This is a genomic window from Allocatenococcus thiocycli (assembly GCF_921292965.1).
In the GTDB taxonomy this organism is placed as follows: domain Bacteria; phylum Pseudomonadota; class Gammaproteobacteria; order Enterobacterales; family Vibrionaceae; genus Vibrio; species Vibrio natriegens.
Genome location: NZ_CAKLCK010000051.1, coordinates 156,031 through 173,198, shown reverse-complemented (window position 1 = coordinate 173,198; position 17,168 = coordinate 156,031). Strand labels below are relative to the sequence as shown.

Annotated in this window: 15 protein-coding genes and 1 pseudogene; 11 read left to right on the top strand and 5 right to left on the bottom strand. The window is 45.0% G+C overall.

Annotated elements, in window-relative coordinates; translation table 11 throughout:
* Nucleotides 1-617: pseudogene (locus tag L9Q40_RS21565) on the bottom strand (histidine kinase); the annotation flags it as partial.
* 480 nt (nt 618-1,097) lie between these two features.
* Between L9Q40_RS21565 and L9Q40_RS21560 the strand changes: the two are divergent.
* The 5 genes from L9Q40_RS21560 to L9Q40_RS21540 all read left to right on the top strand — a co-directional run bounded on the left by L9Q40_RS21560 (nt 1,098) and on the right by L9Q40_RS21540 (nt 6,193).
* Nucleotides 1,098-1,325: a hypothetical protein gene (locus L9Q40_RS21560; protein ID WP_014231956.1), complete on the top strand. Its 228-nt coding sequence runs from the start codon at nt 1,098-1,100 to the stop codon at nt 1,323-1,325.
* A 132-nt stretch (nt 1,326-1,457) separates the two neighbouring features.
* Nucleotides 1,458-2,873, top strand: a complete 1,416-nt coding sequence (locus L9Q40_RS21555) for a TolC family protein (protein WP_498794589.1) — start codon at nt 1,458-1,460, stop codon at nt 2,871-2,873.
* Between the two features lie 3 nt (nt 2,874-2,876).
* Entirely contained in the window at nt 2,877-3,857 is a 981-nt protein-coding gene (locus L9Q40_RS21550; protein WP_498794588.1) for an HlyD family secretion protein, read from the top strand.
* Between the two features lie 21 nt (nt 3,858-3,878).
* Entirely contained in the window at nt 3,879-5,045 is a 1,167-nt protein-coding gene (locus L9Q40_RS21545; RefSeq protein ID WP_498794587.1) for an ABC transporter permease, read from the top strand.
* Nucleotides 5,042-6,193, top strand: a complete 1,152-nt coding sequence (locus tag L9Q40_RS21540) for an ABC transporter permease (RefSeq protein ID WP_498794586.1) — start codon at nt 5,042-5,044, stop codon at nt 6,191-6,193. Before L9Q40_RS21545 ends, L9Q40_RS21540 begins: the two co-directional genes overlap by 4 nt.
* 152 nt (nt 6,194-6,345) lie before the next feature.
* Here the strand turns inward: L9Q40_RS21540 and L9Q40_RS21535 are convergent, their stop codons facing one another.
* The 4 genes from L9Q40_RS21535 to ectA form a co-directional block, all read right to left on the bottom strand.
* Nucleotides 6,346-7,770, bottom strand: coding sequence for an aspartate kinase (locus tag L9Q40_RS21535; protein WP_498794585.1), 1,425 nt, complete (start codon nt 7,768-7,770; stop codon nt 6,346-6,348).
* Between the two features lie 90 nt (nt 7,771-7,860).
* Entirely contained in the window at nt 7,861-8,247 is a 387-nt protein-coding gene (locus tag L9Q40_RS21530) for an ectoine synthase (protein ID WP_020336355.1), read from the bottom strand.
* A 15-nt stretch (nt 8,248-8,262) separates the two neighbouring features.
* On the bottom strand, nt 8,263-9,528 hold the full coding sequence (gene ectB, locus L9Q40_RS21525) for a diaminobutyrate--2-oxoglutarate transaminase (protein ID WP_329351609.1): 1,266 nt from the start codon (nt 9,526-9,528) through the stop codon (nt 8,263-8,265).
* A 35-nt stretch (nt 9,529-9,563) separates the two neighbouring features.
* Nucleotides 9,564-10,097, bottom strand: a complete 534-nt coding sequence (gene ectA, locus L9Q40_RS21520; protein ID WP_264901678.1) for a diaminobutyrate acetyltransferase — start codon at nt 10,095-10,097, stop codon at nt 9,564-9,566.
* Nucleotides 10,098-10,801: 704 nt separating this feature from the next.
* On the opposite strand from ectA, the gene proV reads away from it, so the two are divergent.
* The 6 genes from proV to L9Q40_RS21490 all read left to right on the top strand — a co-directional run bounded on the left by proV (nt 10,802) and on the right by L9Q40_RS21490 (nt 17,164).
* A complete protein-coding gene (gene proV / locus L9Q40_RS21515; protein WP_498794583.1) occupies nt 10,802-11,989 on the top strand; it encodes a glycine betaine/L-proline ABC transporter ATP-binding protein ProV in 1,188 nt (395 codons plus the stop codon).
* 4 nt (nt 11,990-11,993) lie between these two features.
* Nucleotides 11,994-13,073 carry a glycine betaine/L-proline ABC transporter permease ProW gene (gene proW / locus L9Q40_RS21510; RefSeq protein ID WP_498794582.1) on the top strand — a complete coding sequence of 360 codons (1,080 nt, stop codon included), beginning with the start codon at nt 11,994-11,996 and terminating at the stop codon, nt 13,071-13,073.
* Nucleotides 13,066-14,073, top strand: coding sequence for a glycine betaine/L-proline ABC transporter substrate-binding protein ProX (proX, locus tag L9Q40_RS21505; protein WP_014231967.1), 1,008 nt, complete (start codon nt 13,066-13,068; stop codon nt 14,071-14,073). The genes proW and proX overlap by 8 nt, the downstream gene beginning before the upstream one ends.
* Nucleotides 14,074-14,315: 242 nt before the next feature.
* Nucleotides 14,316-14,927: a thermostable hemolysin gene (locus L9Q40_RS21500; protein ID WP_065299722.1), complete on the top strand. Its 612-nt coding sequence runs from the start codon at nt 14,316-14,318 to the stop codon at nt 14,925-14,927.
* A 7-nt stretch (nt 14,928-14,934) separates the two neighbouring features.
* A complete protein-coding gene (locus L9Q40_RS21495; protein ID WP_498794581.1) occupies nt 14,935-16,470 on the top strand; it encodes an AMP-binding protein in 1,536 nt (511 codons plus the stop codon).
* 10 nt (nt 16,471-16,480) lie between these two features.
* Nucleotides 16,481-17,164, top strand: a complete 684-nt coding sequence (locus L9Q40_RS21490; protein WP_065299724.1) for an iron-containing redox enzyme family protein — start codon at nt 16,481-16,483, stop codon at nt 17,162-17,164.
* Nucleotides 17,165-17,168 lie beyond the last annotated feature (4 nt).

Sequence of the window (17,168 nt, the reverse complement as noted above, 5' to 3'; positions counted from 1 at the left end):
TCAGGTTCAAAGCCCAGAATTGCACGTTGAAACTTTCTTGAGGCATAGTTAGAAACCACCGCATTTGCGATAACCACGATAATTACCATCAGAATTAAGAAAGTTAAGAAAGGCTCGATGCGATCTTGTAACCGCTCGAGCAAATAACCTACCGACACGACCCCAATGACTTGGCCTTTATCGTCAAATATCGCGGCTTTGCCTCGAATGGAGTAACCCAATGAGCCCTTCGCTGTCGATATATATGACTTGCCTTCATCGAGCGCTCGTTGGTTATCACCGCCTTTCATTGGCTTTCCTATCCGCTCATCGATAGGGTGAATCACACGTACCCCATTACGATCGCCAATGACAATAAATGCCGCACCGATAGCTTGAGTCAGCTCGCGAAAACGTTCTTGATAACGTTGTGGATCATCACTCTCAATGATTTCACGCACGATCTCGGAGTTTGCTAAAAACTGAGCGACACCGAGCGCTTTCTCACCCATTTCTTGCTCTTGATTGACTTTCAGGTACGTAACCCCAGCAGCGACAAGGAGCAGCAACTCAATGAGACCAGAAAGTGTCATAATAATGAGCATTCGCTTACGAAAGCTAATGGTGCTCCAACTCATTATTTACTCCTCATCAACACCTTCCAAGCCACATAAGTTAACATTGAGTTAACAGTCAGGCTGTTATCAGATAGCAAATCTGTGAACAACACAAACAAACAGCAAATTTTGTGCTCAAATAATAGACGGCATGAAAGCGTTAGAGACAATCATTCACCAAAAAATGGGGAATTACCTTATATTCAACAGCATACATAACACTTACTCGAAAACATGAATTCGATCACGCCAATTTAGGCGATTTTTGAAGCGTCCTTAGGTTTTCAAGCGTATAATTTTTAGTCAGGGAGGCCGAACAGAGCCTCTCACTTATAAAGCAGTGAAACCGGAAGTCTATAAAGAGCTCAACATAATTGTCAGTAAATTCGAATAATAAATTCATAAAAAGAAATACTGCGATATGACAAATAGTTAGACACCATCTGAGTACTAAAAAACCATAAACAGAGGTGTATTTATAGTTAGAAGGAACACTTAAAAATGGAACGTGATAATTTTGGAATTTGTCTTAATAAGGCCATGTTGTCAGAAAATATGTATTCAACTTTCACGCATGTCCGTGCTTATGAGAAAAATGGAGGTAGCGCGTCAGAACTTAAAGTGCTGCTGTCATTCCCTCAGATGAGTGGAAAGGATCTATTGAATACAATGTGTGGCTCTCGCCAGTTAGAGTGGAGAGCTGAGTTCCACTGCCCGTACCAAAAATAAAGTTATGCTAAGTTGGCGTCTGGTAAGCATTAACCGGACGCCGTTGTAGCCCGCTTTTCTCGCTTTAACCACTTAACATCGCACGATTATTCCTCTATATTAGAGCTAATACTCTATAACAAAGCAGCCACTATGAAACAAACTGGAAAGTTTTGGGTACTTACTCTCATCAGTAGCTCGATTTCTTTCGCTTGTCATTCCACTCCTATTACCCTAGATAGTGCATGGCAATTGCTATTAGAAAACAACTATTCTCTGAAAGCACAACGCTCGAATGTTGAAAGTTATCAATATCAGGAGAAAGCAACAGGCAACCTTAATTTGCCGCAAGTTTCTCTTGGCGCAAACTACACTCGCTTAGATACCGACATCACCCTTTCTGGCAAACAGATTTTCGACAGCACAGGTGCTGAGATATCGGTTCCGCCTGCCTTTCAAAACATTTTGGGTACGCTAGCGAACACCACGTCGACCATTACTGAGCGTGATATTTTCTCTTCTTCTATTCGCGCGATCTGGCCTATTTTTACTGGCGGTCGTATTTCTGCCGCGCAGACTGCCGCCGAAGGGAAAACTGACGAAGCAAAAAGCCAACTCGCGATGGAACAACAAGCGCGTTTTGAAGATCTGTCGAAGTACTATTTTTCAGTTGTGCTGGCAAAAGAAGTGCTGGCGACTCGCCAAGCAGTAGAAAAAGGGCTGAGAAAACACCGCGACTTCGCGATTAAGCTGGAAGAGCAAGGACAAATTGCCCGAGTGGAACGCTTGCAAGCTGAAGCGTCATTAGATAAAGCCTCGGTTGAAACTCGCAAAGCCTTGAGTGATCTCACCATTGCTGAAGCCGCGTTGGGAAAAATTCTCGCCCAAGAGCAATCTGTTGAGCCAGCAGAAACGTTATTTATCAACACGAGCCTTCCGCCACTCAATGCCTTTATTGAGCAAACATTACACACCTACCCTGGTTTAGCTCTTCTTGATGCTAAAGACAAACAAGCTCGAAGTTTAATCAAAGCGGAAAAAGGCAAGTACTATCCCGAAGTCTTTTTATACGGTGACTACACCTTATATGAAGACGACTCTCTCGCAAGCCAAATGAAACCCGATTGGTTGGTCGGCGTTGGCGTGAGTGTCCCATTGATAGAATCAACTGGCCGAAGTGAAAAGACCAAAGCGGCGCAAAGTATGGTTTCGCAAGTCGACGCTTTGAAATCTCAGGCGAAACAAGACTTATCACTATTGGTTCAGAAAACCTATCTGGAAGCTCAACAAGCGATTGATGAAGTGCAAGGGTTAGGATCCAGTATCGCGCTTGCAAACGAAAATCTGCTTCTGCGTGAAAAAGCGTTTACCCAAGGCCTATCTTCTTCGCTCGATGTTGTTGATGCGCAGCTCTATGTCGCCAATATAGAAACGCAACGTTCGGCAGCGAGATTCCGCTATCTGATCTCTTTGACCAAGTTATTGGCATTAAGTAGCGAAATCGATAGTTTCCAACAATATAAAAACACCGCCTATACCCCAGCTTTACCGTCTAAAGAGGTGCGATAAACCATGGCAGCAAAATCATTAAAACCCATTTTATTATCACTTTGCGCTGTAGGTGTTACCGCTTGGGTTGGCTTTCAGTTTTATAAGGCTTATAGGCCAGAGCCGGTTCGTCTACAAGGCATGATTGAGGCACAGCAATACAGCATTTCCTCAAAGGTGCCGGGTCGTATTGATCAAGTCATGGTCCGTAAAGGGGATGATGTTGAGAAAGGCCAGCTAATTTTCACGCTTCACAGTCCAGAAATAGCGGCAAAATTAGAACAAGCCAAAGCGGGTGAGAAAGCGGCAGATGCCTTGGCCCAAGAGGCGGAAAAAGGGGCTCGTGAGCAGCAGATCCAAGCCGCTAAAGATCAATGGTTAAAAGCGCAAGCCGCCGCGAATCTCATGGAAAAAACCTATAACCGAGTTAATAACCTGTACCGAGATGGTGTCGTTGCTGAACAGAAACGCGACGAGGCATTAACTCAATGGCAGGCAGCTAAATACACAGAAAGCGCGGCTTTCCAAATGTATGAGATGGCGAAAGAAGGCGCTCGCAGTGAAACCAAAGTCGCAGCGGCAGAAAAAGCGCGCATGGCGTCTGGCGCTGTTGCTGAAGTAGAAGCTTACGCGAAAGACACCCAAATACACAGCTGGTTTAATGGCGAAGTGTCTCAGGTTCTACTGCAAAGTGGAGAACTTGCACCACAAGGATTCCCTGTGGTTACGGTTATTGATACACAAGACGCGTGGGCAACGCTGAATGTGCGTGAAGATCTTCTGAAGTATTTCAATGAAGGGGCAACCTTTCAGGCTTACTTACCCGCTTTGGATAAGAAAGTAGAATTTAAAGTCACACATGTTGCGGTAATGGGCGACTTCGCGACTTGGCGTGCAACGGATGCGGCTCAAGGGTTTGATTTACGTACTTTTGAAGTCGAGGCGAGGCCAGTCCAGCAAGAGTCTGACTTGCGTATGGGCATGAGTGTTGTGGTTGAACTCTGAACACGGCCTTAGGTTAACGTTATGACGATTCAGATTTCACAGCGCCATATAGTACGACGCGATAAATGGTTGGCATCCTGCCTTACTTGGGTGCCCATTCTACTTGCTCTGACGATTTGGGGAGTCTTCTCTGCTGGTATCGCGCGCGATTTACCCATCGGTATTGTGGACATGCAGCACTCGCAGCTTTCGCGTAAGCTGATCCAGTCCTTAGATGCGTCTTCGACTTTGTCCGTGGATTACCATTACGCCAGTACCACCGATGCGAAAAATGCCATGATCGAAGGTGACATTTACGCTTATGCCGTGATCCCGCCAAAGTTTGATCAGGACATACTTCAGCACCGTCAGCCTCAGCTGTCTGTTTTCTTCAACAGCCAATATATTCTGGTAGCGAAGTTAATAAACTCGGCCGTTGCACAAGCGCAAGGCTATTTTGATGCTCAGGTGCAATCCATGGGTAATCTCGCCAAAGGCAATACCACTTCGCTTGCCGCTATCGGGCAGGCCGTGCCTGTTTCGACACAAATTACTGCGCTTTTTAATCGCAATACCAACTATGCACAGTTTCTGGTTACGGCTATCGTGCCCGCTATCTGGCAGATTTGTATCGTAGTAAGTACGATTTTAATTTTTGCTGCTCATTTTCGTATTTATGGCGGTAAAAATAGGTTCGAGTTTCTCGGCGAAAAACCTTGCTTACGACTGGCGTCGATTCTAAGCCATTACATTCCAGTATTTATGATACAAGGTGCTCTATACCTCTACTGGTTTTATGCTCTGCTTAACTGGCCAATGGAAGGCAGCGTCGTAGTTATATTACTGGCGCAGCTGGTGACGGTTATCGCCTGTATTATTATGGGTGCTCTGTTTTTCTTTCTGTCTATGGATCCCGCTCGCGCGATGAGTTTCGCTGGTGCGTTTACTGCGCCAAGTTTTGCCTTTATGGGCATTACTTTTCCAGTCACAGACATGAGCACGCTTGCTACGGCTTGGCGCTCGCTATTGCCAATCAGCCATTACATTGAAGTTCAAGTAGGTCAGGCAAGCTACGGCGCGCCAGCGGCTCAATCACTGAGTTCACTTTGGACAATGATCGGTTACACCGTACCGTTGCTACTCACTGCTGCGTTAATCCACAAACACCGAAATGCCACAAGCCTTAATCATAATCAGGAGAGCGCATGACACTCTGGCAACTGATTAAAGCGGAAATTCGCTCAGTTTTTACCAACCCGGTCGTCACACTAACCGTCTTCGGTGGTGTGATATTTTATTCATTCCTATACCCACTGCCCTATACCCAGCAAACCCCACGGGAGCAGCCGATAGCCGTCGTCAATTTAGATGGCAGCCAGACCAGTCTGAAATTGGAGCGTATGGTGGATGCGACACCTCAGGTAAAAATTGTATCCAGATTACATACCATCGAAGACGCCAAACAAGCCTTTTTGAACCGCGATATCACCGGTTTTTTAGTCATTCCTGAGCACTTTTATAAAGACTTGATGTTAGGTAAAAGCCCAACTCTTGTCTATGCCGCTGACGCTTCTTACTTTTTGGTGTACGGCACAGTCGTAGAAGGTTTGGCACAAGCTGGCGGGACGCTAGGTGCGCAGGTAAAAGTCAGTAAGCTGGTGATTGAAGGTGTGCCTTTGAGTATGGCTAGCCACAACTACTCGGCCATAAAGCTTAATATGAAACCGACCTTTAACCCCACCATGGGTTATATCGAATACGTAGTACCTGCGGTGTTCGTTCTGATTCTACAACAAACGTTGATCATGGCGGTTGGATTACAAACGGGATCACAGCGACATGGTCGAGGTTACTGGTCACAAGTTACAACGACCTCATTGTTGTTTGTGCGAACGCTTATCTTTGTCGCGATTTATTTCCTGCTTAGTACGTATTATTTTGGTGCCAGCTTTGAAAGGTTAAGCGTTAATCACATCGCTCAGGCAACTGAACTGCTTTCCTTGCTGGTTCCGTTTCTGTTGAGCTGCTGTGGTTTGGGTTTTTGGCTCGGTTACCTTTTACCACGCAGAGAACTGGTCACCTTAGTCGTATTGGTCAGCTCAATGCCACTTATCTTCCTTGCCGGTTTCATTTGGCCAGTAGAATCCATTCCGGCTCCCCTGCTTTGGGTTGCTGATTTAAGCCCGAGTACTTGGGCGATTAAGGGCTTTCTCGCCTTAAATCAAATGGGCGCAACATGGCAACAAGTGGCTAAACACTGGACTGCCCTTTGGCTGCTAACTGTGTTCTGGGGCGGTATCGCGTATTGGATAGCCAGACGCCACTCAAATCCTGTCGTGACAGAAAGTGTAAGCTAAAGAAGGGATATGCATACGCACACAGGCACACAGCCCGTGTGTTATCGTCCAAACAAGCCGCTTTTCATTGCCGAAATAAACACAGTAAAGCCACAAACAACAAAGGAGCCTAAAAAGGCTCCCTTTGTATCACGTCTTGTTGTGTAATTGACTTACGCAACGTCTTCTATCGACTCAGCATTCTCAACCGGTTCGAAGAACTCATCATGTAGTGCACAAATCGCTCGCTGATACTCTTTATCACCCACAACGAATTGTACATTAACATTTCGTAATGATGAGTGCAGAGCCACTGGCGTAACACCACTATTCATCAGTGCCAATACACCTTTCGCCAAGGTTTTGTTGGTCTCAATCTGAGAACCAATCGCTGAGATCAACGCTACCATACGGCCTTTAATTGATGCTTTCGGGTAACATTTTTCCGCTTTATACAGAACTTTGTTTAAGCTGTCTGCATTACCGCCCAGGTAGTAAGTAATCGAGTTGGCGTTCATCTCTTTACCAACCAATGTCACGTGTGCATCTGAGATGATTTCCATCAGCTCGTAACTCACGTTATCTACTTTACCAACCATCGCTTGGTCAAACAGATGCAACGCAAACACTTTCTGCTTACCCGCGATGATCTCCACTTTGTCTTCCTCTGGACGGTAACCAGAAGAAATCAAAGTACCTTCATGTTCAGGTTCAAATGTGTTTTTAATTTGCAGTTCGATACCACTTTCACGCAAACCCGCTGCTGCGTTAGGGTGGATAGCTTCCATCCCTAAGTTCGCAAGCTGGTCCGCCACATCGTAGTTCGTGCTGCCAATTGGCAATACTTTCTCAGGACCAACAACACGTGGGTCAGCAGAACTTAAGTGATACTCCTTGTGGATTATCGCTAAATTCGCTTTCGTGATCGAAGCAACTCGGCTGAAAGTCATCTCACTGTAGCCTCTGTCATACGTATGCATAAGACCTTCTTTACAATATGCATAACCCGTCACGATAGGTAGTTCTTTTGATACATCGATATCAGCAAAAGCTTCACTGATTGATTCATCAAGACTCTTCGGCTCGGTTGTATCCCAACCTGACAAGTCGACAAACTTAGCGTTAATGCCCATGTTTTTCAGTTTCAACGCGGTGTTATAAGCACTGTGCGCTTCACCAATTGAAGAAAGAAACTCACGGATTTGAGGCAAGTAGTGACGCAGTGAAAACTGGCCGTACTGGCACGTTTCTAAAATATTAGCGATACAGTTTTTCGCTTCTGAAATGCGTGAACGAATAAACTTATCCGCTCGCATTCGATTCATTGGATCGGCGAAAATATTCTCGTTTGTCAGCAACATACGATTCTCTACGTATGCCAACGCTTCTTCCCACGAGTCATCACGCTTAGCAACCAGTTGGTATACGCCCGCTTTACTGGTTTTTTTACATTCTAATAGCGCGTCAGTCATACCACCGTAAGCCGATACAACAAAAACTCGGTTGTATGGTGTCTTGGGACGAAGAATAATATTGTCTAGAACAGCATCAAATGCTGTCATTGAAGTACCGCCGATTTTTTCTACGGTAAAAGTCATGTTAAGCCTTTTTTGATTGGTAACTTAAAAAATAAAGAAGAGAGAATTGAAATGTGAGGTGGAAACCCACCTCACAGTGACTATTTAGTTTTAGTCAACAAGAGGGTACACGCCGTTCTCATCGTGTACTTCCGCACCTGTGATAGGTGGGTTGAATACGCACGCCATTACCATTTCTTTGTTTTTATATGCTCTTAGGTAGTGCTCGTCGTTCTTGTCCAGAATATACAGTGTACCTGGTTTGATTGGATAGGTTTCACCACCTACCACTTCAATCTCGCCTTCACCACTCATACAGAAAACTGACTCTAAGTGGTTTTTGTAGTGGATGTGCGTTTCCGTACCTTCGTAGATAGTTGTGATATGGAAAGAGAAGCCCATCTTGTCGTCTTTCAACAACATACGGACACTTTCCCAAGTATCTGAAACTACACGTCGCTCACTGTTGCGACACTCTTCGAGTGTTCTAACGATCATTATTAATTTTCCTTATTAAGATGCTTGTTTGAAGTGTTTTGCAGCGATAGTTTCTACGGCATTTTCAAAAATGCTTAGTCCTTGATCGAGCTCTGATTCGCTGATAGTTAAAGGACAGAAGAATTTAACCACTTCGTCGTCTGGACCAGCAGTCTCGATGACCATACCGCTGTCAAAACACGATTTAGCAATTTCTGATGCCAGGTCACCACTGTTACACTCGATACCAACCATCATGCCACGACCTTTCTGCTTCACGAACATTTGTGGGAATCGACGTACACAACGCTCAATAACGCTGCTTACACGCTCTGAACACTGCTTGATGTGCGTTTCAAAGTCTTCGTTAGCCCAGTAGATTTCCAGCGCTTTAGCGGCAGTAATAAATGCGTGGTTGTTGCCACGGAATGTACCGTTGTGCTCACCTGGTTTCCATTGGTCAAGCTCTGGTTTCAGAAGCACAACCGCCATTGGTAAACCGTAACCACCAATAGATTTCGACAAGGTTACGATATCTGGCTGAATGCCTGCTGGCTCAAAACTAAAGAACGTACCCGTACGTCCACAACCAGCCTGAATATCATCGACAATCATAAGAATGTCGTTTGCTTTACAAATTTTGCTTAGACGTTGTAACCACTCGTTTGAAGCGACATTCAAGCCACCCTCACCCTGTACTGTTTCAAGAAGTACAGCGGCAGGCTTGTCCATGCCCGCTGAGTTGTCGTTAAGCATGGTTTCGAATAGAGCCAAACCATCCACGCCTGCGTAACCTTCGAAAGGAATACGAGACACGTTGTGAAGGCTAGAACCATTGCCTTGTCTATGATGCTGGTTACCCGTTGCCGCCAATGCGCCTGCTGTACAGCCGTGGAAACCATTGGTGAAAGCGACGATGCTGCTGCGGCCCGTTACTTTTTTAGCCAGCTTAAGTGCTGCCTCAACGGCGTTAGTACCAGTAGGCCCAGTGAACTGAACTTTGTAGTCCAATTTTCTTGGCTTAAGAATGTAGTTGTCCAGCGCTTCAAGAAACGTTGCTTTCGCTTCTGAGTGCATGTCTAGACCATGTGTAATACCGTCCATTTCAATGTACTCAAGTAATGCTTGCTTAAGTACAGGGTTGTTATGGCCGTAATTTAGAGATCCCGCTCCAGCAAGGAAGTCTAAATAGCGTTCGCCCTGTTCTGTTTCCAGCCAGCAGCCTTTCGCTTTACGAAATACGACTGGAAAGTTGTTTGAATATGAGCGTACGTTGGATTCCTGCTTTTTGAAAATATCCATGATAAGACCGTTTTTTAATTCCTATAGTTAGAGGATTATTTTAGGGGAATTCGATACAAGTACTCTGTATCGTGTTTGCCTTTAAAGTGGGCTTCTTCATCCAAAAATGTGCTTACTTGGCCAGAATTGCCGTTCATCGCATCTAACTTTTTGAATAATGCCCAAGAGGCTTTGTTGTCTTCCGTGATAGTCGTTTCTACCATTTTCACGCTACTCAGACCTTCTCTGGTAAGAAGTTCTTTTAACATGCGAAACGCTAAACCGTGACCTCTGTAACGAGGTGAAACTGCAACCTGCCAGACAAATAACACTTCTGGTTCATCTGGTTTCTGATAGCCCGATATGAAACCGGCGATATCTTTATTGCTTTCAACCAGAATACTGGTTTTACTAAAATGTGTTGACTGAAGGAAATTGCAATAAGAAGAATTCATATCTAACGGTGGACAGTCTGCAATTAAGCTGTAGATGTCGTCACCATCAGAGATCTTAGGTTCACGAAAAATCCATTTGTTTCTTGTTTCCTCTTCAATTTCTGGATAGAGGACCCAAGGTGCTGATGTGATCATGTGAAAATTCATATCCTTTGAGGTCTAATTAATTTCGCTATTATTATGGGCATCTCTCGCCACCAAAAATCAAATATTCGTGGATTATAACCGCATTTATGTGACTTAAATCACACTTTATGGCTAATTAACCATATATTAAAATATTTGATTTCTAATCTTCTCCGGAAGCTGTTAATAGCGCGGAGAAGCATAAATTAGCAAATATAATTTTGCACATGCCCTACTTTTCGAGAGAACATAAAGCCTGCCAATGAATTAAGGCGTGCTTTTTGACCCCTTCAACGCAAAAAAGCAATCAAACTCATTTCTTGCTGAGCAATTAATCCAAGATTTCAAACAATTTCCCTAACGAATGCATCTCAACTCTGACCTCCACACCAGTCATTCGGCATCTAAACATTTGACCTCTAAATTTAAGGTCAGGGTGATAGATCTTAAAAACTGGTTGAGATGTAGACACAATATCTACATGAAAATGTCTCATAAACTTCAAAATTAATTTACGCTTGGGTTAAGGGCCAAACAAAAGGCAAAATAAACACATTAACACTATGTTTTTAAAGAACATAATAACCCAAAGCGCGTTACTAGCAATAAGCTCAATACAGTTGGAGCAAAAATCACATTTTCACCTAGTTCGTTGATATTTTTTCAAAAATTAATTAGAGTACAAAACGTTAGATGCAAAAAAGGACGATTACATGGACCCCATACTGGAAGTTAAGGGACTTTATAAAGTGTTTGGTGAAAACCCAGAGCGTGCTTTCTCACTCATCGACAAAGGTGTCGATAAAGACAATATCTTTGAGCAGACTGGTTTAACTGTCGGTGTAAACGATGTTTCTCTTTCCATCAACGAAGGCGAGATTTTCGTAATCATGGGTCTTTCTGGCTCAGGTAAATCCACTCTTGTCCGCCTTCTAAATAGATTGATTGAACCAACCAGAGGGAGTGTCTACCTAAAAGGTGAAGATATCGCCCACATCTCTGAAGACGAACTAAGAGAAGTCCGTCGTAATAACATCTCAATGGTTTTCCAAAGCTTCGCACTGATGCCACATATGACGGTGATTGAAAACGCCGCCTTTGGTCTTGAGCTGTCCGGAGTTAATGTAGAGAAAAGACGAGCCAGCGCTCTGTCTGCGCTAGAGCGCGTAGGGTTAGATACTTACGCTGAGTCATTTCCGGATGAACTGTCAGGCGGTATGAAGCAACGTGTAGGCTTAGCAAGAGCACTTGCCTGTGACCCTGACATTCTTCTGATGGACGAAGCATTCTCTGCCCTCGACCCGCTTATTCGAACTGAAATGCAAGACGAGCTTATCCGTTTACAGAATGACGATAAGCGAACAATCGTGTTCATTTCTCACGATCTTGACGAAGCGATGCGAATCGGTGACAGAATTGCGATCATGCAAAATGGTGCGGTTGTTCAAGTTGGTACACCGGATGAAATCCTTCACAACCCCGCTAACGACTATGTAGAAGCCTTCTTCCGCGGCGTAAACATAGCCAGTGTTTTGACGGTTAAAGATATCGCTCGTAAAAAGCCAGCAGCCGTGTTTAAAAAATCGGATAACGACGGTCCGGGATCTGCAATGCAGATACTCATGGACCATGATCGTGAATACGGTATTGTCATCGACAAATCCAGCCGCTACTCCGGCATTGTTTCGCTCGAGTCATTACGCTCAGCGCACAAAGAAAATCGCTCCTTAGCCAGCGCACAGTTAGAGAACGATGTCACCCTCCAACCACACCAGTCGATTAACGATATTTTAGGCGTGGTTGCTGACGTTCCTTATGCTGTACCCGTTGTCGATGAACAAGGGACTTACTTTGGCGTTGTGACGAAATCACGTCTTCTGCAAACACTAGACAAGGAGTAAGGCAATGTCATCAGAAGAAACAAATAACGATCCGTGGGCTCAGCCAGCTCCTGCGCAAGATGATCCCTGGGGTCAAACCTCGGACGCAGCCACCAGCAATGACTGGCTCAGCTCAGAAACAGTTGAACATGCACCTTTTGATATCATGCACCCATTTAAGGAACCAGTACTTCCCCTCGATGACTGGGTAGAAACAGGGTTAAACTGGTTAGTGGATCACGGCCGTCCGGTTTTTCAGGCGATTCGAGTTCCAATCGACTTTATTCTGACCTCATTTGAAACCACACTTGTGTCAACGCCAGCACCAATTATGGTACTGGTTCTGTTTCTACTCGCGTGGCAATTCTCAAACTTCAAACTGGGCGTCTCGACCGCGCTATCCCTCATTTTCATTGGATTGATTGGCGCATGGTCTCAAGCGATGACCACACTGTCACTGGTCTTAACAGCCGTGTTTTTCTGTCTGTTGATCGGGCTACCTTTAGGGATATGGCTTGCAAGAAGTGACACCGCGGCAAAATTTGTCAGGCCGATCTTAGATGCCATGCAAACGACACCTGCGTTCGTTTATCTGGTACCTATCGTTATGCTGTTTGGTATCGGTAATGTTCCTGGTGTTGTGGTTACGATTATTTTCGCACTTCCGCCCGTTGTTCGTTTGACCATTCTGGGTATTCAACAAGTACCAGAAGAACTGATCGAAGCTGGTCATTCGTTCGGCGCAAGCAAAAAACAAATGCTTTATCGCATCCAATTACCTTTGGCACTCCCAACCATCATGGCGGGTGTAAACCAAACTCTGATGCTTTCGCTCTCTATGGTGGTTATCGCCTCCATGATCGCTGTCGGAGGCTTGGGCCAAATGGTACTACGTGGTATCGGGCGACTTGATATGGGCCTCGCAGCCGTTGGTGGTATCGGGATCGTAATCCTTGCGATTCTTTTGGACCGAATCACTCAGGTATTAGGCGTAAACGCAGGTAATACCAAACTGCGCTGGTATCACACGGGTCCTGTTTCATACCTGTTAAAACTGAAAACGAACCAAGACGACGAAAAACTTAGGAGAAAAACGAATGAATAGTTCATGGAAGACAACCCTTTCTATTGGGGCACTAAGTACCATTGCTTTTTCGACAAGTGGTATTGCAGCCGATCTACCAGGTGAAGGTGTGACTGTTCAACCAGTACAGTCAACCGTAGCAGAAGAGACGTTTCAAACATTAATCGTAAATCGTGCGTTGGAAGAACTTGGCTACGACGTTCAGCCAACCAAAGAAGTAGACTACAATGTTGGCTACACTTCCATTGCTAAAGGCGACGCGACGTTTCTAGCCGTTGGCTGGTTCCCTCTTCACGCCGACAAATACACCATGTCTGGTGGTGACGACAAGTTCTATCGCAAAGGCCAGTACGTTAGCGGCGCGGCCCAAGGCTACTTGATCGACAAGAAAACCGCAGAGAAATATGGCATTACCAATATTGGCCAATTGAAAGATCCAAAACTGGCGAAACTGTTTGATGCCAACGGTGACGGTAAAGCCGATTTAACTGGCTGTAACCCAGGTTGGGGTTGTGAAATGGTGGTTGAACACCAGATGGATGCTTTCAAACTTCGTGACACCGTCACGCATAACCAAGGTAACTATGCCGCGATCATCGCAGACACCATTTCCCGCTACAAGAAAGGCGACCCAATCCTTTACTACACGTGGACGCCATACTGGGTAAGTGGTGTTTTGGTTCCGGGTAAAGACGTCGTTTGGTTAGAAGTACCATTCTCTTCACTACCTGGTGAGCGTAACGATATCGACACTACCCTGCCAAACGGTAAGAACTACGGTTTCGAAATGAACTCTATGCGCATCGTTGCGAATAAAGAGTTTACTGAGAAAAACCCAGCGGCGGCTAAGCTGTTTGAAATCATGAAGCTCAACATTAATGACGTAAGTGCACAAAACATGATGATGAGCCAAGGTAAAAACAGTACTGCGGATATCGAGTCTCATGTTAACGGCTGGATTAAAGCGCACCAAAAAATGTTCGATGGCTGGGTAGCCGAAGCTAAGAAAGCGGCGATGTAAACCATTAGATAACGACTTTTAGAGTGCTATGTAACAGCACAAATCACGATGATAAGAGCCATTGGTTGATCCAACTGGCTCTTATTTTTTGACCTTTCCAGCCTAAACATGCCACTCCCTACGTCTTCTAAGCTACTGAAACTGCATTTGTAAGATAAAATTCAGTTAAATTTCATTCCTTAAGAGTTTCTTAAGTTTCGCGTTTTATTTTGTTGGTGACTAAACAACAAATGGAAGCGCTAATGAAAAAACATGAACAGACTTCTATTCAGGGTTTTACTTTAGACATCGTAAGCCCTACTCATCCTCTTTGGCATGATGTGATCGAGCATGTTTCTCTGCGTTATCAAGAAGCATTTTTTGCCGAACTTAAAGTTTTCATGCCTGCGTATTTAACGCTCATCGATAACGACAATATTATTTCAGTTTGTGGGTTTCGTATTGCAGAGCAAGAGCCTCTGTTTCTCGAACAATATTTAGAAGACGAAGCGCAAAACCTTGTCTCAACCGTTTTTCAGTGTGACGTAAAACGATCCAACCTGGTTGAGTTTGGACACCTTGCCTCATTTGCGAAAGGCATGTCTGCCCTGCACTTTTACCTGATCGCTCAAATGCTGGTCGATCTTGGCTTTGAGTGGTGCATTTTTACCGCAACGGATCCTCTTCACGCCATGATGGCTCGTCTTGGATTAGAACCACAAACCCTTGCTCAAGCCGATCCAAACAAGGTTCCGGATTCACTGTCGACTTGGGGGTCTTACTACGATCATCAACCGCGTGTGCTCGCTGGAAACCTGGTCAAAGGGTTAGAGCGTCTTCGTTTAGTTCACGAACGCAAAAGCAAACAAGCGTAGGTAAAATATGAATATTCTTTTCGATACTCTTAACCAGTGGGCTAATACAAAACCCAATCAAATTGCACTTGTTGGTACCGATGAACAGGGACAAAGCGTTCAATTTACGTATGCTGAACTGGTGGAGGAAATAGAACAGACCGCTGAAGCGCTGAAGGCTCTGAATATAGAAGCACTAGCGCTACGTGCTGAAAACAGCGTGAACTGGGCAATTATCGATTTGGCGGCAATGGCAGCGAATATCGTCGTTGTCCCTATTCCTACTTTTTTTTCTAACGCACAAGTGGCGCACACGTTAAAAGAGTCTCGAGTAGACGCGCTGATTGGCGACTGGAAAGAAGTTTTACTTCCGGCATCTATCGAGCCTCAAGCGAACCAGAATGCTAGCACCAAAGTCGCTGGCTTGAATGTCTTACGCATAGCCGTTAAAGGCTCCACTTCTTATCTGGCAGGCACGGGGAAAATCACCTTCACCTCGGGTTCAACAGGTCAGCCAAAAGGTGTCTGTTTAAGTAATGAACATCTCTGTGAAGTGGCTCAATCGCTAGCAGAAAGTGTTGACGGTTTAGCCAAATCACATTTGGTTTTACTTCCCCTATCGACATTGCTGGAAAACATCACAGGGATTTATGTACCACTTTTATTGGGCGCGACTTCCTATATTCTGCCTGGCGAAAAAACCGGGTTGTTGGGCTCCAGTCAGTTCGACGCGGGGTTATTTGCAAAAGTGTTAGCGAAGATTAAGCCAGACAGCTTAGTACTCACTCCTGCGCTGTTGCTCGCACTTATCCATATTGTCAGACAGCAGCCAGATCTTGCTGCTTCGCTGAAATTTGTCGCCGTTGGAGGCGCAAGAGTGTCGTCATCTCTGATTAACGCGGCTCACGCGCTGAACATTCCCGCATTTGAAGGCTACGGTTTATCGGAATGTGGCTCGGTCGTTTGTTTAAACACGCCTTTGTCTTTCAAAGCTGGGACGTGTGGAAAACCACTGCCGCATACACAAATTCGTATCGCAGAAGATGGTGAACTGCATGTAAAGGGCAACATCGCACTGGGCTATTTGAATGAGCCTTTTAGTCAAGAATGGCTAGCAACGGGCGACTTAGCGCAGCTCGATGAACAAGGGTTTGTCACCTTATCGGGTCGCAAGAAAAACCTTATCGTCACCGCTTATGGACGAAATGTGTCACCTGAGTGGATTGAATCTGAAGCATTGGCATTTCTGCCTAATGTTCCGCTCATTGTCACAGGTGACGGACGGCTTGACTTGTGCGCCATTGTCGCCACCAGCGATAACCTGGTAGAAAAAATTTCCGCATTAAATAGCACACTGCCTGATTACGCGCGAATCCAAACTTTGCTGGTCATCAAAAATCCTCGAGCCATCGCAAGTTGGTACACCGAAAACGGCAAACTTAAACGCAGTGAAATCGAACACAGTGTTAATCAACTAATCACAAATACGAATCCAGAATTCATGCTGCAAGGTCAAAAGGTTCAAAAACTTGACCTGCCTTTACCGCAGCCCATCGCATCTTAAGGAGAAGGTTATGACCCTTTTTTTCGAACAACTAAAACAACAAACTTCAGCAGCTCAACAAGTTATGCTTAGCGCACCAGTAATTGGTGACGTGCAACAAGGTCAAATTTCTAAGCAGATGTATATCGCCTTTCTTACCCAGGCTTATCATCACGTTAAACACACCGTGCCACTGCTGATGGCTTGTGGAGGCAGACTATCTTCTGAATATGAATGGGTTCGTGAAGCCATTGCTGAATATATTGAGGAAGAGAAAGGCCACCAAGAATGGATTCTCAATGATATCCAAGCCTGTGGCGGTAACGCTGACGCTGTGCGTAACAATCAGGACGAAGGCCGAGTCGGACAAGCAATCGAATTGATGGTGTCTTACCTCTACCACAATATCGATCGAAATAACCCGTTAGCCCTCTTTGGCATGGTTTGGGTTCTTGAGGGTACAAGTGTTGGCATCGGCGGGCAAATGGCAGAAAAAATCCAGTCTGTGCTGGGCCTTCCTCCTTCTGCAATGACCTATCTCGTTTCTCATAGCGTGTTGGATCAGGACCACCTGCAGTTTTTCGAGTCATTGATGAACAAAATCACCAAAGAGGAAGATCAGCAAGTCATCATCGACTCAGCAAACATGGTGTTTTCTCTTTATGGCCAGATGCTTCGAGCATTGCCATCTTACTCGAATCAGCAAGCCGCGTGAGGTA